Below are 21,573 nucleotides of genomic sequence, written 5' to 3'. Positions count from 1 at the left end.
GCGGGATCTCGGCTGAAAGCGTGCCCCAAAGTGCCGAGATGTCGCCCCTCGGCGGTAGTCCGGCCACCCGCCCTCGTGCGTCCTTTCGCGAGGGGTTAGCTATCGGCAGTAAGCGCGCCTCAAAGTGCCGAGATGTCGCCCCTCGGCGAAAGCAAGCCGGCTACTCCCGCAGCACCTCCGGCAGTTCCTCCACGTAAACCGTCTGCGGCGGTTCGAAGTGGATCACCAGAACCTTCTCGCCCACGGGGTAAACGCTCGTCTTATCGAACGGGTAGGCAAAGAACGCGCTGGTTCCTCCGTGGAAGGGGAGCATGACTTCGCCGATAGTGCCTGGGGCGATGGTTCCAGTTACCCGGCCGATCTTGCCGGTAAGGCTTCGGTTGAACTCTTTATGCATCGGGCGCCTTGGCCGGTGGTGCCGTCACGGGCGGGGACTTCACGGGCTTGGCGGGAGCAGAACGCGGTGAGGCAGCAGGCGCATCCTTACCCCTCAGTGCGGAGGCCAGCGACGGCAGGAAGCTCCCGACCTGGGACAGGATCCCGCCCACCATGCTGTTCAGTCCGTCTCCGCCGTTGAGCACGGTCAACTGACCAATGCGGGAGAACGGCTCAGCAGCGGCTGAAACGATGGCGGGCATGTTCTCGGCGATCTGCTGGTTGATGACTGCCTCCTGGTTCGTCTCCAGGGCTTCGCCGCGGGCTTTGATGCCGTCGGCTTCGGCCAGTGCCTTTGCCTTCACAGCGGAAGCCGCGGCATTTCCACGAGCCGTTGTTGCAGCAGCCTCTGCTTCACCGGTCACCCGGGTAGCGCCAGCCATGGCAGCCGCGGCACCGGCGGCGGCTTGGGCTTCCAGTTCAACGCGTCGGGCATTGGCCCCTGCCTCCAGCTCGGTGCGTTTGGCCAAGGCTTCTGCCGCGCTGATGTCGGCCGCCTTCTTCGCTTCTGCGTCCGTGCGCTGGGCATACGCCCTGGCGTCGGCGGGCTTGCGAATGGTGGTCTGCAGTTTTTGCTCTTCGCGGTCGGCCTCAAGCTTGGCTACTTCGGTTTCCTGCACCACAACCTGTTGCCGTGCTGTGGCATCGGCCAACGGCCCTGCCTGGGCTGCGTTCGCACGGGCCTGTTCGGCATTAGCTTGAGCGGCTGACTGCTTGATCGCCGAACGGCTCTGCGCATCGGCAATCAGCGCGGCAGCTTCCGCTTCTTTCTCCGCAGCTTCACGGTTGCTGGTAGCTTCCGCGATGCGGGCCTCCATCTTGACCTGCGCGATGTGCGGCTTGGCCAGGTTCTGGATGTATCCGGTGGGGTCCTGCAGGTCCTTGATCTGCAGCGAATCCACCACCAAGCCGAGCTTTTCCATCTCCACGCCGCTTGCGCTGCGCACCAGCGAAGCGAGCTTGTCGCGTTCGCGGATGATCTCCTCCACAGTCATGCTGCCGATGATCGAGCGCAGGTGCCCTTCAAACACGTTGTACACCTGGCTCTCCATCTTGGGCTGTTGCCCCAGGAACCTGCGGGCCGCGTTGGCGATGAACGGGGGAGCGTCACCGATCTTGTAGATCACCACACCGTCCACGATCACCTGGATGCCCTGCGACGTGACGCATGAAACCTTGAGCTCCGTTTCGTTCAACGTCAGCGCCAGAGTACGAACTGTCTGCAGTCCGGGGACCACCAGCGCGCCCTTGCCTGTGACTATCTTGAAGTCCATGCCGTCGGTATTTTCCAAGGTGCCACGCGTCAGCCCCGAAATGATCAGGGCTTCGTTGGGTTCGGCCACCTTCCACATCGCCTTGGTTGCCAACCAGATGAAGCCAATAACAACAACGACGCCCAGAATCCCGGCGATGAGTGGAAAGAAAGCTGCGAGGTCGTCCATTGACCTGTCCCTTCAGACTGAGTAGACCTGCCACTGTGGATGACCCCCATAGGCCAAGTGGTTGCCCGTGTACACAGTCTTGTTCCGCCGGAGCGGGTAAGTCCAGCACGTTTGTGCGTCATTTACGGGCAGCAATCGCGGACCGATCCTGACCTCGAATCCGCATAGTCTGAAACCACGGAACCCCGACGAAGAGGACACAGTCATGACCGCGGCAGACCCGACCATCAGCACAGTCCCCAACGGCTACTCCAGCGTCAGCCCCTGGCTCATCACTCGGGACACCAATGCCCTCTTCGAGTTCATCACGGCCGCGTTCGGCGCCGAGGAGATCGACCGCGTCGTGGGTGAGGACGGCACCATCGGGCACGCGGAAGCCCGGATTGGCGACTCCGTTGTCCTCGCTTTTGACAGCCGACCGCATTGGCCCGCAATGCCGTCGTACCTCCGTCTTTATACGCACGACGCCGATGCCGCCTTCCACGCCGCCCTCGCCGCGGGTGCCACCACGGTTTCGGTCCTCGACAACAGCGCCTGGGGTGACCGTGGCGCCCGGATTCAGGACCCGCTGGGGAACGTCTGGTGGATCATGTCGCATATGGAAGACGTCTCCGACGACGAAGCCGCCAGCCGCTGGCAGGCCCCCGAGTACGCGGCGGGGATGGACTATGCGGTCGAATCCCTCCATCGGCACATGATCGGCCAGCCGGACGCACCCGTCCCCGATGAAGTGACGTCCATGTACCCGCTGGTTCGAGCCGACGGCATCAGCCACATTCCCGCTGGATATCGTTCCGTTGAACCCTGGATCATCACGCGCAGCACGCCCGGGCTCCTCGACTTCGTCACTGCCGCTTTCGGTGCCCAGGAAGCGTTCCGGGTTCCCATGGAAGACGGGTCCATCGGGCACGCTGAGGCGAAGATCGGCGACTCGAACATCCTCGCCTTCGACTCCCGCCCTGGCTGGCCGCCGACGCCGGCCTTCCTCCGCGTCTACGTCGACGACGGCGATGCCACCTTCGCTGCCTCACTCGCCGCCGGTGCCACGGCGGTCACAGACATGACGGAGATGTTCTGGGGAGAAAGGGTGGGCCGCGTTCGGGATCCTTTAGGGAATCTCTGGTGGATCCACTGCCGGGTCGCAGAGCTCAACGAGGAGGAGGCCTACGCGAGGATGAGCGACCCGAAGTTCGTGAAGGCGATGGAATATGTATCGGGCGTGGACTTTTTCGCGAAGGGTTAGCTCTCGGCAGTTCGCGGGCCTCAAAGTGCCGAGAGCTGACCCCTCGTTTAGTGCCAGAAATCCTTGTGAGGGGCGGCAGCCTCGTCCTCCAGAAGAGGGCCCACCACAGAGATTTTGCGTTGACCGCGGCTGAAGACTTCGCGACAGGGAAGGGACAGGGTGGGGTTTTCGGGGTTGTCTCCCGTAATGCTCAGCAGTGATTCCTCGCTGAGACCGTAGACCACCCGCCCGATTCCCGTCCAGTAGACCGCGCCGGCGCACATCGCGCATGGTTCTGCGCTTGAGTACAGCGTCGATCGCGCCAGTTGCTCCGTACTGAGCTGCCGAAATGCTTCCGCCGCAGCCCTGAGTTCGGCGTGCTGGGTCGGGTCGCCTTCCGGCGGCATAGAGTTGTTTCCCTTTGAGCTGACCACCGTGCCATGTTCGTCCACCACCACGGCGCCGAATGGATGCCGTCCCTCAGCCTTGACTTGGTGGGAAAGAGCGATGGCCAGGCGCAGGAAGTCCACGTCCTGTTCGGAGATGGCGGGGCCGGCGTTCTCAGTGCTTGTCACTTCTGAATCTCTCTCTTGGTATGGATTAGACGAAGAGGCCGTGGGGCTCACCGACGCGGTCGAGATACTCACGACGCCGCGCAAACAGCCCGGGCACCGTCGCCGCAGCACGGTCAATGATTTCGCTGAGGTCAGCGTTGCACAAGCGTCCATCACGAACCACTACGTCGCCGGCCACCACTGTTGTGGTGACGTCGCTGCCGCGGACTGCATGGACGAGGTTGTGGTGGACGTTGGCATACGGACCCTCGGTGATGAATGGCGTAGTCCGGGGAGTTCCAGTGCGCACGGCAATGAAGTCCGCTTGCTTGCCGGGTTCAAGGGAACCGATGCGATCGGCTTGCCCGATCGCCCGGGCACCGCCAATCGTGGCCATTTCCAGAACAGTCCAGGAGTCCATGGCGGCGGCGTCCATGGCGCGCAGTTTGCCCAGGAGTGATGCCACCTTCATCTCCTCGAACATGTCCAGGTTGTTGTTCTCCTTCTCACCGTCCGTACCAATACCAACGTTGACTCCGGCGGCAAGCATCTCGGCCACCGGAGCCATTCCGCTGGCGAGCTTCATATTGCTAACGGGGTTGTGGGAGACACCCACACCTCTGTCGGCGATGAGGCTGACTTCCTCGTTGTCGAGCCATACCGCGTGGGCGATCATGGTTCGAGGAACGTCGAAGAATCCAAGCTTTTCCAAGGCCATCATGGGGCGCAAACCAAACTCGTTGTGCCATTGCTGCAATTCCACCTGCGACTCGGAACAGTGCATGTAGATGCCGGTGTCATACTCGCGGGCAAGATGAATGGCACGCGAGCGGCCCTCCGCGTCTGCGTAGAACAGGTGCTCAAGACCCACCCACGGCGTGATTCGTCCCCCGGCGGCACCTGACCATTCGCGCAGCATGCGCTCGTTGTCATCCAGGGTGTCGAAGTAGTCGTGATCGGGATGAGCGCCCACGTAGTTCACGCTGACCAGGCGGTTGCCGAGTGCGGATGCGGCGCGGGCGCTGCCATCCATGTACCGCCACATATCGATGACAGTAGTGGTCCCGGAGAGGAGACCCTCGGCGTAGCAGAGCCAGGCAGCGGCCTCGGCCTCATCTGGTTGGAGCACTCGATGCATGGGGTCGATGTGGAGCCGCAGCCATTCCCAGACAGGAAGGTGCTCAGCCGTGCCCCTGAGGACACCGGAGTGGTGGTGGGAGTTTACGAGGCCTGGCATCAGTACATGCCCGGTCAGGTCAACAACATTCGCTTCCGGATTGGAAGCGATGAGATCGGGGCCGGCGCCCACAGCGAGTATGGTTTGGCCCTGAACAGCGATGGCACCTGAAGGGACGACTTCGCGGGTAGCGTTCATGGTCAGAACGAGGTCCGCCAGGTAGATGGTGGTCTTCATGATTTCTCCGATTTCTTGTCAGTGAGTTTCGTTGTTGTGGTCCATGGCCAAGTGCTCCGCGCCTTTGGCAGCAACGGACGGGTTCGACGGCGTCCCGAATTTGACGTGGTTGAAAAGGATGTTGAGGGCGATCGCCAGGATCGCGGCCGAGCTGATGCCGGAGCCGAAGATGATGGCAAACCAGCCCGGGAACTGGTCATAAAACCCGGGAGCCACGATGGGGATCATGCCAAATCCAATCGATGCCGCCACCACAATGAAGTTCATCGAATTGGAATAGTCCACCTTTGAGAGCGTGCGGATTCCCGCTGCCACGATGGTGCCGAAGAGAACCACAGCGGCTCCGCCAATCACTGGTGTGGGGACGGCGGCTACGACCCTGCCGAGGATGGGCAGGAGACCGAGGACCACCAAGAGGCCACCGCTGGCGGCCACTGCGTACCTGGACTTAATGCCCGTGATGGCCACGAGTCCAACATTCTGCGCAAATGCCGTCTGCGTAAATGAGCCGAAGATGGGCGAGATGATGGACGAGGCCATGTCTGCCCGCAGGCCATCAGCGATGCGCTTGCGATCAATCTTTGTATCAACGATCTGGCCCACAGCGAGGATGTCCGCCGTGGTTTCCGTGAGGGTTACCAGTACGACGATGAGCATTGCGATGATGCTGGCGACGTCGAAAACGGGCGCACCGAAGGCGAAGGGCATGGGAAAGGCGAACGCCGGTCCATCGCCGACGCCAGAGAAGTCGGTCTTGCCCAATATCAACGCGACGATGGTGCCGAGAACCATTGCCAGCAGTATGGACAGGCGCGAGATGATGCCGGCGCCGGCTTTGGACAGCAGGAGGACTATGAGGAGTGTGAACCCGGCAAGGCCGATGTTGTCCACAGACCCGTAGTCGGTGCTCCCGGAGTTGCCGCCCATGGCCCAGTTAGCCGCAACTGGCATGAGGGTGAGACCGATGGTCGTGATGACCGTGCCTGTAACTACAGGGGGAAAGAAGCGGACAACCTGTGCAAAGAAGGGGGCGACTACCAGGCCGATCGCGGAGGCAGCTATGACGGCTCCGAATATCTCCGGAAGCCCACCACCTCCGTTGATGATCACGATCATGGTGGCCACTCCGGCGAATGAAACGCCTTGAACGAGTGGCAGCTGGGAGCCGAAGAAGGGGAGTCCCAGCGATTGGATGAGCGTGGCGATGCCGCCCATAAGCAGGGAAGCCGTGATGAGTGAGCCGCTCTCAGCGGGGGATAGCCCGGCCGCGCCTGCGATGACCAAGGGCGTGGCGATGAGGCTGCCGTACATGGTGAGCATGTGCTGCAGGCCGTAGAGCAGTGTTCGTCCGAAACCGAGCTTTTCGTCCTCCGGACGGTGGTTGGGTAGAGCCGTTGACGACATGGAAACTCCTTCAGTGGGAGTGCATTGCAGCTGAAGTGCGGGGATGTTGGGGGGATTTGCCGCAGCCCGTACAGCGTGGTGATGGGGTGTGTGCTGCGTCATAATGGGGAGCGTAGTTGCGACATTCCCGATGAGCCAAGCTAGTTATCATCGGATTCTCCGATAGGAAGGGCTTTCGTGAATATCTCGTTGGACCGCTTGGAAGCGTTCGTCACCGCCTGCGAGGCTGGATCATTTTCGGCGGCCGCACGCCGGCTGGGCAGGTCTCAGTCATCCCTGTCGGGGGCGATCGCCCAACTGGAGATCGAGATCGGGGTGGAACTCTTCGATCGATCGACCCGGATCCCAACCGTCACCGAAGCTGGGCAGCGTTTGGCCCTGGACGCCCGGACAGTCATTGAACGAGCCAAAGCTTTTGAACTTCAAGCGGATGCCTTCGCCTCTGGAACGGCCCACACGATGACGATCAGCGTCAACATTCCCCTCCGGATGATCTCCCAACCGTTGCAGGAATTCGGGGCTCGTTTCCCGCACGTCAACCTGGTGGTGCAGAACCCCGCCCACCAACGTCCAATCAGTGACTATGTCCTTGCCGGGTCCACCGCCATGGGTGTCTGCTTTACGCTGCCCAACTACCCAAGGTCACTTGCCTTTCGCCGTTTGGGCAATCTGATCCTGGTGCACGTGGCCCACCGGGACCACCCGTTGGCCAGTCGGGATCTGGTGAAATTCGAGGATCTGCGGGAGCACCGAAGGTTGGTCTACGCCGATCAGGCCAACGTCCATCCAACGGGTGAGTACCTGCGAAACGCGCAGGTGTGGCAGATCTTTGATTACGGCCCCTTGGTGGAACTCACTCGGGCCGGCTTGGGGTGGGCGACCGTGCCGAGGCAATTCATTCCTCAGGAGTTGGCCAGTGGGGAATTGGTAGAGCTCAGGCTGGAGGCGTACCAGCACACAGACTGGCTGGTTGGAGTGGACCTGCTCTATTCACTGGAGCAGAGGCCAACGGAGCCGGAGCTGTGGCTGCGCAACCGCCTGGCCTCCCACGTGGTTTCTGAACGGTCAACCTCCGGCGAGCAACTCTCCAATCCCGCCTGATGGCAGGCATGGATGGGCCGGGTCGCCGGCCGCTCTGGTGACGGGACCGCCGTCGTGCGTTCCTTGAGCGAGGGGTTAGCTCTCGGCAGTAAGCGCGGCCCCAAAGTCCCGAGAAGTCGCCCCTCGGCGGAAGGCGGGGACAAAAAGAAGGCTGGTGCAGCCTATGGAAAGAATCCCAAGGCGGCTGCACCAGCTGCTAGTACGACTTTCTGCTATGAGTTGTGACACCTATTCATTGGCCGCTCCTAGTTCCCGGCTTCGATTGTTTCCGGGCCTTTCAAAGTCTGTGCAGGTGAGGCGGAGCTGAGGTGGCAACTGAGGGCTCCGTACCCCGGGAGAACACCTCCCATCTTACGGCGACTCCATGGAAAAAGCGCTGGAATTCGCGGTATTTCAGGGGCGCCTGCGGGGCGGGCGCCCCCTGCCGTGGCACGATAGATCACGATGAAACTGCGCGCTGATCAGACCGGAAACCGTGGCCTCCCGATGCCCCTTTGGCTGCAGGGTGGTTTGGAATCGGCGCAGGCAGCCTTCATTTCGGCCATCGTTGTGGTGCTGCCGCTGGTGGGAGTGTGGGCCACTGATGGATTCCAAGACCGGAACGTGGACTCCCTGGCTCGCTTGGCAGGCCAGGCCTGGCTGCTGATTCACGGCGTTCCGCTGGAGCTGGCCCAAGTCAGCCTCGGCACTGCGGGCCAGCCGGGCTCGGGCCTGTTGTCCCTCATTCCTTTGGGCCTGACGCTCATCCCCTTCCTGCTCGCCTGGCGGGCCGGGCGCCGCCTCGCCCGTGCCTCGTACACAGACCAGCTGTGGCAGGCATTCTTTGGCGCATTCGTTGTCTACGCGGCTTTCGGTGCAGCTACCGGGTTCGTGTGCCGCACCTCCGAAGTGGTCATCAACCTTTGGCTTGCCATGACCATTCCGCTGATCTCCTTCGGTCTGGGCATGATCGTCGGCGCCCGACGCGAGGCAGGCTCGTGGAGCCGCCTGATCGGCGTCGACGCCGTTGCTTGGCTCGCGAAGACCAGCCAGCACTCGCGCTGGGCAGGCTCCTACGTGGGCTCGGCGTTGAAAGCCGGTTTCGTGGCGGCCATGGCTGCTGTGTGTTTGGCCGCGCTGCTCTTGGCCGTGACCATCGTGGGGCACTGGACTGACATCATCGCCGTCTACGAAGGCATCCAAGCCGGCGCGCTGGGCGGTGCCGTTCTCACGATCGCGCAGCTCGGCTTCCTGCCCAACCTCGTGATCTTCGCCCTGGCATGGTCCTCCGGTGCGGGCTTCTCGCTCGGCGTCGGCTCCACGGCAGGTCCGCTGGGTACCGCCGTCGGACCGCTCCCGGCCGTCCCGGTCCTCGGCGCGCTCCCCGCAGGTCAACTCGACGCCGGAGCCATGGCCCTCGCGCTTCCCGTCGTTGCGGGCATCCTGGCGGGTTGGTGGTTCCTGCGCGAAGGCGAAAACCACTTCGACGAGTGGCTCTCCATCAAGATCAAAGCCCGCTGGTTCACAGCCACCGTCTCAACCCTGTTCCTGGGCGCATTCATCGGCGCAGCTGCAGGTCTGCTGGGCGGTGCCTTGGCGTGGATCGCGCGGGGATCGGCCGGAATTGGCCGGCTCACGGAAATCGGACCCCACCCGTTGTGGACGGCAGTCTGGCTGGCCGCGGAAGTGGGTATCGGCGTCGTAATTGGTTACGCAGTGGGGCCGTGGCTGGAACGGCGCCAGAAGCTGCGCGAGGCGGACCTCGACGAAGCAGCGTACGACGACGAACACGCCTAAGCGGGACCTCTTCCGCTGGCGCTGGGGAGCCTCAGCCGGCTTAGCGAAGCGACCCCGGCATTGAGTCCTCGAGCTGCGTCATGCACTGTGTTTTGGCGGATTCCGTCAATGCTCCGCGCGAGCAGTCCTGGTATGTGCTGACCTGGTTGAAAAAGAGCACCGACGTCAGGATGAGCAGGCACATGACGGCCGAAACGATGAGGCCGGAGATCGTCCCGAAGAGAATCAGCCGCGGGTGCTTGTACTTCAGCGTCCTCACCAGCACCACAATCCCCAACACCAAACCCGCGAGCGTCAGGATGGCACTCAACCACACGTAATTCACGTTCAGGGAGAACACAAAGAACGCGCCCAAAGCCGTCAAAAGGAATGCACGGAACAGGATTTGGGTCACGCCGAGGGCGGACTTTTCGGTCTCTGAGCGGGGTTGCTGGCTCGGCTTGGGACCGACGTCGGGATTCATGTTTTCCAGCCTACGCGAGCCGCCCATAAGCTAGTGCAATGCGCATTGTTGTCCTCGTCTCCGGTACCGGTTCCAATCTTCAGGCAGTTATCGACGCCGTGAAGTCGGGTGAACTGGATGTCGAGATCGCCGCTGTGGGTGCCGACCGCCCCGATACGTATGGCGTGGAACGCTCCGACGAGGCCGGCATTGAGACCTTCGTGGTCAACTTCAACTCGTTCGAAACCCGTGCTGAATGGGACTCTGCTTTGCGCGACAAAGTCCTGTCCTACAAGCCGGACGTCGTGGTGTCCTCCGGGTTCATGAGGATCGTCAGCGAGGACTTCATCAACGCTTTCGGCGGCAAGTACGTCAACACCCACCCCGCGTTGCTCCCGTCCTTCCCGGGCGCCCACGGAGTGCGCGACGCCATCGCGTACGGCGTGAAGGTCACCGGTTGCACTGTGCACTGGGCCGACGCCGGCGTGGACACGGGCCCCATCATTGCCCAGGAAGCCGTCACTATCCTTCCTGCGGATTCCGAGGAAACCCTGCACGAGCGCATCAAGATAGTGGAGCGCCGCCTGCTGGTCCAGACCCTCGCAGACCTCGCCGCCGCACCCAACTGAGTCGCAGCACCTGTTCCACTGAGCCCTGAGTGGAGCGTTTGCTGTTACCTAGTTGGGTGGCAGGAACGAAAGGCTGTGGATAACGCCCCAGGCTCCCGTCGCATTTGCCAGCATGGGCTGATGAAGATCCCACGGCCGCTCCCGGCAGACCTCACTTCGAAATCCTTTACAACGCAGGAAGCACTCGACGCCGGAGTGTCGGTTGGGCGCCTGCGTTACCGGGATCTGGACTCGCCGAGCCGAGCCATTCGAGTCCCTCGTCTGGAGACCGAACATGCCTTCGCGGACATGGTTCGTCCGATCACTCAGGTCACACCATTTTCGGCGGCCTCCCACGCGACGGCGTTCCTGCTGTGGGGGTTTCCAGGGTTCCTGCCCGGCAGCCACGAGCCTGGGATTCATATTTCGCGGCCCCACGCCATGGCCATCCCTCGACGGCGCGGTGTGGTGGGACATCGAGGTCAGTTCTTCGAGGATGAAATCACCACGTTCAATGGCCTGCTCATCACCAGCCGGGCTCGGACGTGGTTGGACTGCGCGCGGAAGATGGACATCGACGAGATCACCGTTGTGGCCGATCATTTGCTGCGTATTCCCAGACCGGAATTCGAAGGACGGAGTTCGCCCCACTGCACCATGGATGAGCTCGAAGAGATGCTTGACCGTCACTGGGGGACACCTGGCATCCGCAAGGCCCGCCTCGCTTTGGAACAAGCATGCGTGGGGTCCGACTCGGCTCCCGAAACGCGACTGAGGCTGGCGCTCAAGTGGGCTGGCCTGCCCACAGCGGAAGTCAACGTTCCTACGGAGCTAAGTCCCGGCGTCGTGCGTCAACCGGATTTGGCCTATCGCGAGCAGCGCGTTGCCGTGGAGTACGAAGGTGAGGGTCACTCGGATCCGGAGCAGATCGTGAGGGACATCGCCCGGGAGGAGGATTACAGTCGAGCCGGCTGGATTCTCGTGAGAATCTCAAAGGGCCACATGAGCAACAACGCGAGGTCCGCCGTGGCCAAGGTGCGGCGGGCGCTCGAACAACGCGGCTGGTCACCCAAGTAAGTCGCAGTTCAGGTCGTTCCCAGGGCTGGGAACGACCTGAACTGCGACTCAGTTGGGTACGAGGCGGGGCGGTTACGAGAGTTCGCGCTGCTTCGTTTCCGGGGCGAAGAAGGCCATCCACAGCACGGACAGGAGCACCAAGCCGCCGGCCATCGCGAACGACTGCGCCAATCCGAACTCCGGCCAGAAGAACGAGGCGAACACCAGAGGCCCAAAGCCTGCGCCGAGGCGGGAGAACGTCGACGCCCAGCCGAAACCGGAGCCACGAAGCTCGGTCGGATAGAGCTCGGACACGTAGGCGTAGAGAACCGGGATGGCCACCTGGACCACGAACCCGAAGACCAGCAACCAGAACACGGCGGCCGACGGAACATCCACCACGAAGGCCACGATCACCAAGGTCAAAGCGGACAGTGGACCGGTGATGGCCAGGATCCACTTGCGACCCACCCGCTCCACCAGGAGCGCTGCGACTACCACGCCCAAGAGCCCGACGGCGGCCATGCTCGCCGTCGTGACGAACGCCTTGTACTCCTCGAATCCAGCACCGATGAGAATGCGCGGCATCCACGTCAGCGACAAGTAGTAGACCAGAAGCACAGAGAAGAACAAAGCCCAAGCCGCCGTCGTGATCTTCCAGTTGAACTGCCAAATCCCCCGTAGCTGTGCCCAGGCGCTGCCGGGGGAGAGGCGCGGCGCGGCCTGCGGTTCGGGCAGGCTATATGCCCGCGGCGAAGCACCTGTCGCCTCGACCAAGCCATCGATCACCGCCGCAGCTTCAGCCCGCCGACCCGCACGGATCAGGAACAGCGGCGACTCGGGAACCGAACGGCGCACCCAGAAGACCAACAACGCGGGCAGCACCATGATCAGCATGGTGAGCCGCCAGTCGCCAAAGGCCGCAACCAGCCCGGCGGAGATGAAACCGCACAGCGCTGCACCAACGGGCCACCAGCCATCCATGGCTGTGAGCACCTTGCCGCGTTGCTTACGAGGCGTGAACTCACCCACCAGCGCGTAATCCACGGGGATGCAGCCGCCCAGGCCGAAGCCGGCCATGAAACGGAAAATGCAGAACCACACGATGTCCGGGGCGAAGGCACCCAGAACCGTGAAGATGCTAAAAATGAGGAGGGTTGCCGTGAAGGCTTTCTTGCGGCCAATAGTGTCCGCAATGGTTCCCCACGCGAACGCACCCACAGCCATGCCGATCAAGTTGGCCGTCCCGATCCATGCAGCGTCAGCGGGCTGCAGGGACCAGTGCTTGGACAGCAACGGAATCAGGATGCCATTGAGCGTGACATCCCAAGCGTCGAACATGAACCCGAGCCCGCCGATCAGGAAAATCCGTCCTTGGACCTTCCACCGCCATGGCAGTTCCTGCACAACTTGTTCGCCGCTGGGCACGGCTGTGTATGTATTCATTTGCCCTCCTGCATGCAACTTTATGCGCTGGGCAACGCGCCGCCGCCCGGGTTACTTCTGGTTCTCGATCGCCCGGCGCAGGAAACCGCCGGCTTCCTCCAGGGCACCCTTGGCCTGACCAGCCTCGATGCCTGTCAGGAGCACCAAAATAGCCGCCTTGACCGAACCACCAACGGAGTCCAACGCCACGGCGGCTTCCTGGGCAGACACGCCGGTGGCATGCTGCACGGTCCTCTGCGAACGGGCCAGGAGCTTCTCGTTCGTGGCCCGCAGATCCACCATGAGGTTGCCGTAGGTCTTGCCGAGCTTCACCATCACCAGCGTGCTGATCATGTTGAGGACGAGTTTCTGGGCCGTGCCCGAATTCAGCCTGGTGGAACCCGCGATGAACTCCGGACCCACCACAACCTCGATCGCAGCATCCGCCACATGACTTACTGCCGAGCCCTTGTTGCACGCCAGCGACGCCGTGAACGCGCCCCGCTTCCGAGCCTCCTCCAGTGCGCCGATCACGTACGGGGTCCGGCCGGAGGCCGTAATACCCACGACGGCGTCCGCTTCCGTCACGTTGATATCGTGCAGGTCGCGCGCGCCGGCAGTTGCGTTGTCCTCGGCATACTCCACCGGTTTCTGGATCGCCTGCACGCCGCCCGCGATGAGTCCGACGACGAGTCCCGGCGGGGTGCCGAACGTCGGCGGGCACTCACTCGCGTCGAGCACGCCCAGACGCCCGGCCGTGCCGGCTCCCACATACAAAAGGCGGCCGCCGCGCTGGAGCCGCTCCGCAACGGCGTCGACGGTTTGGACAATGGCGGGGCCCGCCGCCTCGACCGCAGCGTGCACTCCTGAACTGTGGGAAAGCATGGCGGCAACGAGTTCCTCGGTGCCCAGGATGTCCAGGTTTTCCAAGCCCTCGGCCGTGGCTTCGGTCTGCAGTCCGGCGAGTTCCGTGCGCAAGCCCGCGAGTTTGTCGGCGCTAGTCGGGCCAGATTGTTCCGTCACGGTGGATGTACCTTTCCTGGATGAGCCCGCGGCGCGTCGCAGCGAGGGCAGCACCGTCCAAGCCATCGCCGAGCGGCGCCACCACCTCAATCCCAGCCGAAGCGAGGGACTTGCGCAAGAGCGCCGCGAAGAACTCCGAGCCCACCACTCCGCCCAGCATCGCCACGCGGGGCGTGGCGCCGTCGTCGCCGCTGGACGCGAGCTTCACCGTGTGGGTCAGTATGCGGCACGCCTCGCCGATGATGTCATGCGCGACGGCGTCACCCGCCTCGGCGGCGTGCAGAACCAGCGGCGCGAAACGGGCCATCGCGCGGTAGGGGTTCTCGTTTGCCGCGAGCCACCCCGGAAGCATCTCGGGCGACTCGACCAGTGCACCGGCCGCAGCCGACAGCGATGTGGCAGTGCCGCCGTCGTGCGCTTCAAGAACTGCCTGCAGACCCTGCTGGCCGATCCATCGTCCACTGCCGCGATCACCAAGATAGGGTCCCCAGCCGTCGGCGCGGTGGAGGACGCCGGCGTCATCGAAACGGAAGGCGACGGCGCCTGTCCCAACAATGAGCGTGGTGCCGGGGGCGCCCTGGAGCGCGCCGAGCTGGGCGGCCGTGGCATCGGAGAGGACGGCTGCCGGGACACTGAACCGCTGCGAGAGCATTGTGGCGAGTTCCTGCGACTTCTCCGCTGAAGCTTCAACGCCGGCCACGGCGGCACCGATTCCGGTCAAGGTGCTGACCGGGAGGCCGGGCGGCAGCTGGCTGACCGTCTCAAGGAGGAGGTCAAACGCGAGGGTGGGGCCGTTGTCCACGTGCACTCCGGGAAAGCCGTGCTGGTCTGCGGCGCCCAGCAACGCGTCACCGCTGCGCAACTCCACGCGGCAGCGGCTCTTCCCTAGATCGGCAACAAGTACGACATCGTTGGGGGCTTCCATGGCTCAACCCTATGTTGCACGACGCAAAACCGGCGCTCCAACGAAACACGATAAACTCTCCGTATCCCCACACCCGCGATACCACCCGCGACATCTACGCGAACTAAGACGGAGACTTTTGTGAGCTTGACGCAGCTTGACCGTGTTCCCATCCGCCGTGCACTGATCTCGGTTTACGACAAGACGGGACTGGAGGAGCTCGCGAAGGGCCTGCACGCAGCAGGCGTCGCCATCATTTCCACCGGCTCCACCGCCAAGAAGATCGCCGCCGCAGGCATCCCGGTCAAGGAAGTCGAAGAAGTCACCGGCTCCCCGGAAATGCTGGATGGCCGCGTGAAGACCCTGCACCCGCGCGTGCACGGCGGCATCCTGGCCGACCGTCGCGTTCCGGCGCACATGGAAACCCTTGCCGGCATGGAGATCGAAACCTTCGACCTCGTGGTGGTGAACCTCTACCCGTTCGTCGAGACCGTGAAGTCCGGCGCGGCGCAGGACGACGTCGTTGAGCAGATCGATATCGGAGGCCCCGCCATGGTGCGTTCGGCCGCGAAGAACCACGCCGCCGTCGCCATCGTCACGGACCCGCACTTCTATGGCGCAGTTGTCGACGCCGCTGCACACGGCGGTTTCGACCTGAACACCCGCCGCCGCCTGGCTGCCAAGGCCTTCGCGCACACGGCCAGCTACGACAACGCTGTTGCTTCCTGGACTGCCAGCCAGTTCCTGGACGAAGACGGCGACGGCATCATCGACTGGCCCGCCTACGCAGGCCTCGCCCTGGAGCGTTCCGAGGTCCTGCGCTACGGCGAGAACCCGCACCAGCAGGCCGCGCTTTACGTGGACAAGGCTGCTCCGGCCGGCATCGCCCAGGCCGACCAGCTGCACGGCAAGGCCATGAGCTACAACAACTTCGTCGACGCCGATGCCGCCCTCCGCGCTGCCTTCGACTTCGCCGAGCCTGCAGTCGCCATCATCAAGCACGCCAACCCGTGCGGTGTCGCTGTCGGTTCCGCAGATGCTGCAGATCCGATCGCCGACGCCCATGCCAAGGCCCACGCCTGCGATCCCGTCTCCGCTTTCGGCGGCGTCATCGCTTCCAACCGGACCGTCACCGCCGGCATGGCCCGCACGGTTGCAGACATCTTCACCGAGGTGGTCATCGCCCCGGACTTCGAGCCGGAAGCCGTGGAGATCCTCTCCAAGAAGAAGAACATCCGCCTCCTGGCCCTGCCCGAGGGCTACGGCCGCTACCCCTCTGAGATGCGCCAGGTTTCCGGTGGCGTCCTGGTCCAGATGAGCGACAAGGTGGACGCCGACGGCGACAACCCCGCCAACTGGACCCTCGCGGCCGGCGAAGCCGTCGACGAAGCAACCCTCGCCGACCTCGCCTTCGCCTGGACCGCTTGCCGCGCCGCAAAATCCAACGCGATCCTGATCGCCGATCACGGTGCTGCTGTGGGTATCGGCATGGGCCAGGTCAACCGCCTGGACTCCTGCCGCCTTGCCGTCGAGCGCGCCAACACGCTGGGCGTGACGGTGGCGTCCGACGTCGAAGGTGCCGGCGGTGCCTCCAACGCCAGCGGTTCAGACGCACCTGAGCGTGCCCGCGGTGCCGTTGCAGCCTCGGATGCGTTCTTCCCGTTCGCTGACGGCCTGCAGATCCTGATCGACGCCGGTGTCCGCGCCGTCGTCCAGCCGGGCGGTTCCGTCCGCGACGAGGAAGTCATCGCCGCAGCCAACGCTGCCGGCATCACGATGTACTTCACCGGCGCACGCCACTTCTTCCACTAGAAGAGGAAGAGCCCGAGAGGGCCCAAGCACCACAACGCAACGGCGGCCGCCCCCGGTAGGGGACGGCCGCCGTCGTTGTTAACAGGGACTTGCTAAATCGGTTACGAAGCCGCCGCGGTGTTGTAGGTGGACTGGATCACGGTGCCCCAGTACGGGCCGTACATGGTGGTGGAGTTGCTGCCGTAGCCGTAGCTGTTCACGGAGTTCTGGTAGCCGGAGGAGCTGTTGCCGATGAACCAAGGACCGCCCGAGGAACCACCGGTCATATTGCAGGGGATACCCTGCGTGGCGAACTGCGGGTTGTAGGGATCGTTGGTGGCGGTGCCGGAGCAGCTCTTGAGCGATTCACCGTTGAAGGGCGAGCCTGCCGGGTAGCCGAAGGACTTGTAGCTCAGGCCGCGGGCGGCGTTGAACTGGACGCCGGAGGAACCTACGACGTCGGCGAGCTTCTGGCCGTTGAGGGTGTTCATGACAGCGAATGCGGTGTCGTACTGCATGTTGCCGTTGGAGGCCCACTGGGTGGGGGCGTACAGCGCCTTTGCCGTCCACTTCCCGTAGGGTGCTGCGCCGTTGAGGTACGCCGGAACGAAGGTGAAGTTGGTGGCGTAGGCGCCCGGGCCTTCGTTGAGGCAGTGTCCTGCGGTGGACACGGTGCTCTTGTTGGCTGCGGTGACGGAGTTGCCGGAGCAGACGTAGTTGGAGCCGCCCAAGGTGAAGAAGATCTTGCCGATGTGCTTGACCGGAGTTTCGCTCTGGTTGACCTTGCGGTCGATGGTCTTGGATTCGGTGGTGGCCTGCTGGCCGGCGATGCTGCTGACGGCGCCCGGGGCTTCGGTGACCGGGGCCTTGCCGAGGTTGAGGAGCTTGCCGCGATCCAGTGCCTTGGCGGCCAGGATCTCGCCGGACTGTGCCGTCTTCATGCGCTCCGGCGTCCAGTAGTCTGCAGCGCCGGCGTCCGACACTGCGTGGCTGCTGACCGCAGCGCTGCTGGAGTCTGTGGTGTTTACCGGCGCCGCGTTGGCGCTGGTGGTACCGACCAGCGCCAGGATTGCGGCAGCGGACAGACTCAGCAGGCTTGTGGCCAGGGTCTTGGTTTTTGTCACGTTGTTCCTACCTATCGAGGGAGTGAGGCGGCCAGTGATGGCGACCGCCGACTGACGGAATTGAAGGTATCGAACGTATGACAAGTTTGTAAAGAGATGTTTCATAGTTTGTGATAATTTGCTGTCACTTCCTGTTGAGGCTAGGTGGGCCATGTTTGCGCGCCCTCGTTCGGGGAGGCGGGAGCAGCGTTCGACGGCGGTCGGCAGCTTTGGTGGCCAGGTCGCCGTCGTGCGTAAATCGCTTTCCCGCCCGGTAACCAAAGGCGTGATCCCGGACACGAAGGGCCGCCGTTGCGGCTTGCTCGGGTAAGTTAGGAGATGTTGAAATCTGCAGACTTTCAGGGAGAACCCCGCCAATGGCCAAGATTATCTATACCCACACAGACGAAGCGCCGATGCTGGCAACCTACTCATTCCTGCCGATTGTGGAAGCGTATGCCTCAACCGCAGGCGTAGAGGTGGAGACCCGCGACATTTCGCTGGCCGGCCGCATCATCGCCGTTTTCGGCGATTTCCTGACCGAAGAGCAGCGCACGGGCAACGCCCTGGCTGAACTTGGTGAACTGGCAAAGCAGCCGGAAGCCAACATCATCAAGCTGCCCAACATCAGCGCCTCCGTGCCGCAGCTCAAGGCTGCCATCGCCGAGCTCCAGGCCCAGGGCTACGCCCTTCCGGACTACCCGGACAACCCTTCCTCGGACACCGAGACGGACATCCGCTCGCGTTACGACAAGATCAAGGGCTCCGCTGTGAACCCGGTGCTGCGTGAAGGCAACTCTGACCGCCGCGCACCCCTGTCGGTGAAGAACTACGCCCGCCAGAACCCGCACTCCATGGGTGCCTGGTCCGCTGATTCCAAGACCAACGTTGCCACCATGGGCGAGAACGACTTCCGCTCCAACGAGAAGTCCGTTGTCCTGAAGGCCGACGATTCCCTGACCATCCAGCTGGTCCGTGAAGACGGCACCACCAAGGTCCTCAAGAAGGACTTCCCCGTCCTGGCCGGCGAAGTTGTGGACGCTACCGTCCTGCGCGCCGACGCCCTGGACGAGTTCCTCAAGGCACAGGTCGCGCGCGCCAAGGAAGAGGGCGTCCTCTTCTCCGCACACCTGAAGGCCACCATGATGAAGGTCTCGGACCCCATCATCTTCGGCCACGTGGTCAAGGCCTACTTCTCCGAACTGTTCGACACCTACGGCAAGCAGCTCGCAGCCGCAGGCATCAGCCCGAACAACGGCCTCGCAGCAATCCTCAGCGGCCTGGAAGACCTGCCCGAGGACGTCCGCGAAGGCGTCAAGGCAGCCATCACCAAGGGCCTCGAAGACGGTCCCGCGCTGGCCATGGTCGATTCCGACAAGGGCATCACCAGCCTGCATGTTCCCTCGGACATCATCGTTGACGCCTCCATGCCGGCCATGATCCGTTCCTCCGGCCACATGTGGGGCCCGGATGGCAAAGAAGCCGACACCCTGGCCGTCATCCCGGACAGCTCCTACGCCGGCATCTACCAGGTTGTCCTGGACGACTGCCGCGCCAACGGTGCCTTCGATCCCACCACCATGGGCACCGTTCCCAACGTGGGCCTCATGGCGCAGGCAGCCGAAGAATACGGCAGTCACGACAAGACCTTCGAGATCCAGGCAGCCGGCACCGTCCAGCTCGTGGACAGCAAGGGCACCGTCCTGACCGAACACCAGGTCTTCCCGGGCGACATCTGGCGCGCCTGCCAGACCAAGGACATCCCGGTCCGCGACTGGGTCAAGCTGGCCGTCACCCGCGCCCGCGCTTCCCAGACCCCGGCCGTGTTCTGGCTGGACGAGACCCGCGCGCACGACGCCAACCTCATCGCCAAGGTCAACGAGTACCTCAAGGAATACGACACCGAAGGCCTCGAGATCAAGATCCTCTCCCCGGTTGAGGCTACGGCCTTCACGCTGGAGCGCATCCGCAAGGGCGAGGACACCATCTCCGTCACCGGTAACGTCCTCCGCGACTACCTCACGGACCTGTTCCCGATCCTCGAGCTGGGCACCAGTGCCAAGATGCTCTCCATCGTTCCGCTGATCAACGGTGGCGGCCTGTTCGAGACCGGTGCCGGTGGCTCCGCTCCCAAGCACGTCCAGCAGCTGGTCAAGGAAAACCACCTCCGCTGGGACAGCCTGGGCGAGTTCCTTGCCCTGGCCGTCAGCTTCGAGCACCTTGCCACCACCACGGGCAACGCCCGCGCACAGGTCCTGGCTGACACGTTGGACCGCGCTACGGGTACGTTCCTGCTGGAAAACAAGTCCCCGCGCCGCAGCGTTGGCGAGCTGGACAACCGTGGAAGCCACTTCTACCTGGCCACGTACTGGGCCCAGGAACTGGCCAAGCAGACCGAGGACGCCGAGTTGGCCAAGGACTTCGCAGCAATTGCCGAAGCCCTGACCTCCAACGAGGAGACCATCGTCGGCGAGCTGGCCGCAGTCCAGGGTCCCGCCGTCGAGCTGGGCGGCTACTACCGTCCGGACGCCGCGAAGGCTGCTGAGATCATGCGCCCGTCGGCTACGTTCAACAAGGTCCTCGCGACCCTGAAGTAGTCACCGGATTAAGCAAACTGGCCCGTAGGCATTGCCTGCGGGCCAGTTGCTTTTAAGGATGGATTCAGCGGTCCGCGCGGAACCGCTCCGGTGCCACGCCGCCGTCGACGATGTCTTTCAGCACCCGGCCGATCGCCGGGGTGAACTTGAAGCCGTGACCCGAGAACCCGGCGCCCACCACCAGGGGACCGAAGTGGTCCAGCACGAAGTCCTCGTTGGGTGTAGTGGTGTAGGTGCAGCTGATGGGAACGGCGGTGGAAGGGTCGACGCCGGGAAGCCACTCTTGGGCGTACCGCACCAACGCTTCCATCTGGTGGGGGATGGGTTCGAACGTGCGTTCGTCAGGGTCCATGACGGGGCCGACGCCGTGCCAGCCGGCCTTCACGCCTTCGCCCGGGGTGAGCATGCCGTATACCGGGCTGTACCAGTATTCGTAGGCTTCGTAGGCTTCGTTGTTCGGATCAGGGTCGGGGCTGTGGTTGAAGCTGGGCCACACGAAGGTGTTGTCTGTCGGTGTGAAGTGGGCCGGCTGCTCCTGGGTGACTACCAACGCGGGCAGGTCCGTGAGCTTGCCGATGAGCTTGGGGGTCCAGGCTCCGGCGGTGACCACCACGCGTTTGGCCGTGTATTCGGTCTCCTCAGTCACCACCACCACCGATTCGGCGCCGTCGACGCGGATGTCGCGGACCGGCGTCGAGTACATGAAGACCGCACCGTGGGCCTCGGCGGATTTGCGGAGCGCCGCCAGCGCGTCGGCGGAACGGATCCGGCCTGATCCCGGCACAAAGAGGACGTCGGTGGCGAAGTTCATACCCAGCCAGCGGTTGGCGGCCTCTTCGGCGGAGATGAAGTAGCTCTCGATGCCGCGTGCCTCGTGGGCCTCGCGGACTTCTTTCAAACGGGGGAGGTTGCCGTGGTTCGCCAACCCCACCAGGTCCAGCAGGGGCGCGCCGTTCTCGGCAGCCAGTTCGTCCCAGAGGGTCTTGGATTCGGCCAGGAGGTCCAGGTAGTCGGCCTCAGCGTAGGCGGTGTTGAAGTTGCGGGTGGCGCCGTGGGAAGCGCCGATGTGGTGCCCGGCCTCGAACTGCTCCAGGAGGACCACCGAGCGGCCCGAGCGGGCGAGTTGCCACGCGGCCGCCGATCCCATGGCTCCTCCGCCAACAACTACAACATCAACCTGCATGCCTGCTCCATCCACAACGTCCGCGACTCCAACCACGGCCCCAAACAGGGCCACCTCCCATTCTGCCCCCACTCACCCAACTGAGTCGCAGAT

Annotated in this window: 18 protein-coding genes; 7 read left to right on the top strand and 11 right to left on the bottom strand. The window is 63.5% G+C overall.

Going from position 1 to position 21,573, the window contains the following annotated elements; all coding sequences use genetic code 11:
- Positions 1-160: 160 nt before the first annotated feature.
- Positions 161-397: a hypothetical protein gene (locus GVL04_RS01150; protein ID WP_090820106.1), complete on the bottom strand. Its 237-nt coding sequence runs from the start codon at positions 395-397 to the stop codon at positions 161-163.
- Entirely contained in the window at positions 390-1,877 is a 1,488-nt protein-coding gene (locus tag GVL04_RS01145; protein WP_159698280.1) for a flotillin family protein, read from the bottom strand. The genes GVL04_RS01150 and GVL04_RS01145 overlap by 8 nt, the downstream gene beginning before the upstream one ends.
- Before the next feature lie 205 nt (positions 1,878-2,082).
- Here GVL04_RS01145 and GVL04_RS01140 point away from each other — a divergent pair, with 205 nt between their 5' ends.
- Positions 2,083-3,120, top strand: coding sequence for a VOC family protein (locus GVL04_RS01140; RefSeq protein WP_159698277.1), 1,038 nt, complete (start codon positions 2,083-2,085; stop codon positions 3,118-3,120).
- A gap of 47 nt (positions 3,121-3,167) precedes the next feature.
- On the opposite strand, the gene GVL04_RS01135 is transcribed toward GVL04_RS01140, so the two are convergent.
- From GVL04_RS01135 to GVL04_RS01125, 3 genes are read right to left on the bottom strand one after another with little or no spacing between them, the layout of a single operon-like run.
- Positions 3,168-3,674, bottom strand: coding sequence for a nucleoside deaminase (locus GVL04_RS01135; protein ID WP_235036108.1), 507 nt, complete (start codon positions 3,672-3,674; stop codon positions 3,168-3,170).
- A 25-nt stretch (positions 3,675-3,699) separates the two neighbouring features.
- Positions 3,700-5,067, bottom strand: a complete 1,368-nt coding sequence (locus GVL04_RS24590) for an amidohydrolase family protein (protein ID WP_159698271.1) — start codon at positions 5,065-5,067, stop codon at positions 3,700-3,702.
- An 18-nt stretch (positions 5,068-5,085) separates the two neighbouring features.
- Positions 5,086-6,471 carry a nucleobase:cation symporter-2 family protein gene (locus GVL04_RS01125; RefSeq protein WP_159698268.1) on the bottom strand — a complete coding sequence of 462 codons (1,386 nt, stop codon included), beginning with the start codon at positions 6,469-6,471 and terminating at the stop codon, positions 5,086-5,088.
- Between the two features lie 177 nt (positions 6,472-6,648).
- On the opposite strand from GVL04_RS01125, the gene GVL04_RS01120 reads away from it, so the two are divergent.
- A complete protein-coding gene (locus GVL04_RS01120) occupies positions 6,649-7,572 on the top strand; it encodes a LysR family transcriptional regulator (RefSeq protein WP_159698265.1) in 924 nt (307 codons plus the stop codon).
- A 444-nt stretch (positions 7,573-8,016) separates the two neighbouring features.
- Complete coding sequence (locus tag GVL04_RS01115) at positions 8,017-9,348, top strand: DUF6350 family protein (RefSeq protein ID WP_159698262.1); 1,332 nt, start codon at positions 8,017-8,019, stop codon at positions 9,346-9,348.
- Positions 9,349-9,388: 40 nt separating this feature from the next.
- Here the strand turns inward: GVL04_RS01115 and GVL04_RS01110 are convergent, their stop codons facing one another.
- Entirely contained in the window at positions 9,389-9,838 is a 450-nt protein-coding gene (locus GVL04_RS01110; protein ID WP_159698259.1) for a hypothetical protein, read from the bottom strand.
- An 11-nt stretch (positions 9,839-9,849) separates the two neighbouring features.
- On the opposite strand from GVL04_RS01110, the gene purN reads away from it, so the two are divergent.
- Both purN and GVL04_RS01100 read left to right on the top strand, forming a co-directional pair.
- Positions 9,850-10,419, top strand: coding sequence for a phosphoribosylglycinamide formyltransferase (gene purN, locus GVL04_RS01105; RefSeq protein ID WP_159698256.1), 570 nt, complete (start codon positions 9,850-9,852; stop codon positions 10,417-10,419).
- Between the two features lie 120 nt (positions 10,420-10,539).
- Positions 10,540-11,475, top strand: coding sequence for a hypothetical protein (locus GVL04_RS01100; protein ID WP_159698253.1), 936 nt, complete (start codon positions 10,540-10,542; stop codon positions 11,473-11,475).
- 72 nt (positions 11,476-11,547) lie between these two features.
- On the opposite strand, the gene GVL04_RS01095 is transcribed toward GVL04_RS01100, so the two are convergent.
- Genes GVL04_RS01095 through GVL04_RS01085 form a run of 3 tightly spaced genes read right to left on the bottom strand, consistent with a single transcriptional unit; the run spans position 11,548 to position 14,827 of the window.
- Positions 11,548-12,900, bottom strand: a complete 1,353-nt coding sequence (locus tag GVL04_RS01095) for an MFS transporter (protein ID WP_159698250.1) — start codon at positions 12,898-12,900, stop codon at positions 11,548-11,550.
- A gap of 51 nt (positions 12,901-12,951) precedes the next feature.
- A complete protein-coding gene (gene murQ / locus GVL04_RS01090; protein ID WP_159698247.1) occupies positions 12,952-13,902 on the bottom strand; it encodes an N-acetylmuramic acid 6-phosphate etherase in 951 nt (316 codons plus the stop codon).
- Entirely contained in the window at positions 13,877-14,827 is a 951-nt protein-coding gene (locus GVL04_RS01085; protein WP_159698244.1) for an N-acetylglucosamine kinase, read from the bottom strand. Before GVL04_RS01085 ends, murQ begins: the two co-directional genes overlap by 26 nt.
- Positions 14,828-14,947: 120 nt before the next feature.
- Here GVL04_RS01085 and purH point away from each other — a divergent pair, with 120 nt between their 5' ends.
- A complete protein-coding gene (gene purH, locus GVL04_RS01080) occupies positions 14,948-16,618 on the top strand; it encodes a bifunctional phosphoribosylaminoimidazolecarboxamide formyltransferase/IMP cyclohydrolase (protein ID WP_159698241.1) in 1,671 nt (556 codons plus the stop codon).
- A gap of 101 nt (positions 16,619-16,719) precedes the next feature.
- On the opposite strand, the gene GVL04_RS01075 is transcribed toward purH, so the two are convergent.
- Positions 16,720-17,721 (bottom strand): serine protease, encoded by a 1,002-nt coding sequence (locus GVL04_RS01075; protein WP_235036107.1) that lies wholly within the window; start codon positions 17,719-17,721, stop codon positions 16,720-16,722.
- 356 nt (positions 17,722-18,077) lie between these two features.
- Between GVL04_RS01075 and GVL04_RS01070 the strand changes: the two genes are divergently transcribed.
- Positions 18,078-20,297 carry an NADP-dependent isocitrate dehydrogenase gene (locus tag GVL04_RS01070; RefSeq protein WP_159698235.1) on the top strand — a complete coding sequence of 740 codons (2,220 nt, stop codon included), beginning with the start codon at positions 18,078-18,080 and terminating at the stop codon, positions 20,295-20,297.
- 64 nt (positions 20,298-20,361) lie between these two features.
- Here the strand turns inward: GVL04_RS01070 and GVL04_RS01065 are convergent, their stop codons facing one another.
- A complete protein-coding gene (locus GVL04_RS01065) occupies positions 20,362-21,480 on the bottom strand; it encodes an FAD-dependent oxidoreductase (protein ID WP_159698232.1) in 1,119 nt (372 codons plus the stop codon).
- Positions 21,481-21,573 lie beyond the last annotated feature (93 nt).

It is taken from the genome of Arthrobacter sp. 18067, assembly GCF_902706295.1.
Classification (GTDB): domain Bacteria; phylum Actinomycetota; class Actinomycetes; order Actinomycetales; family Micrococcaceae; genus Arthrobacter.
Note: the sequence above shows the minus strand (reverse complement) of the source record. Positions and strands in the feature narration are given on the sequence as shown.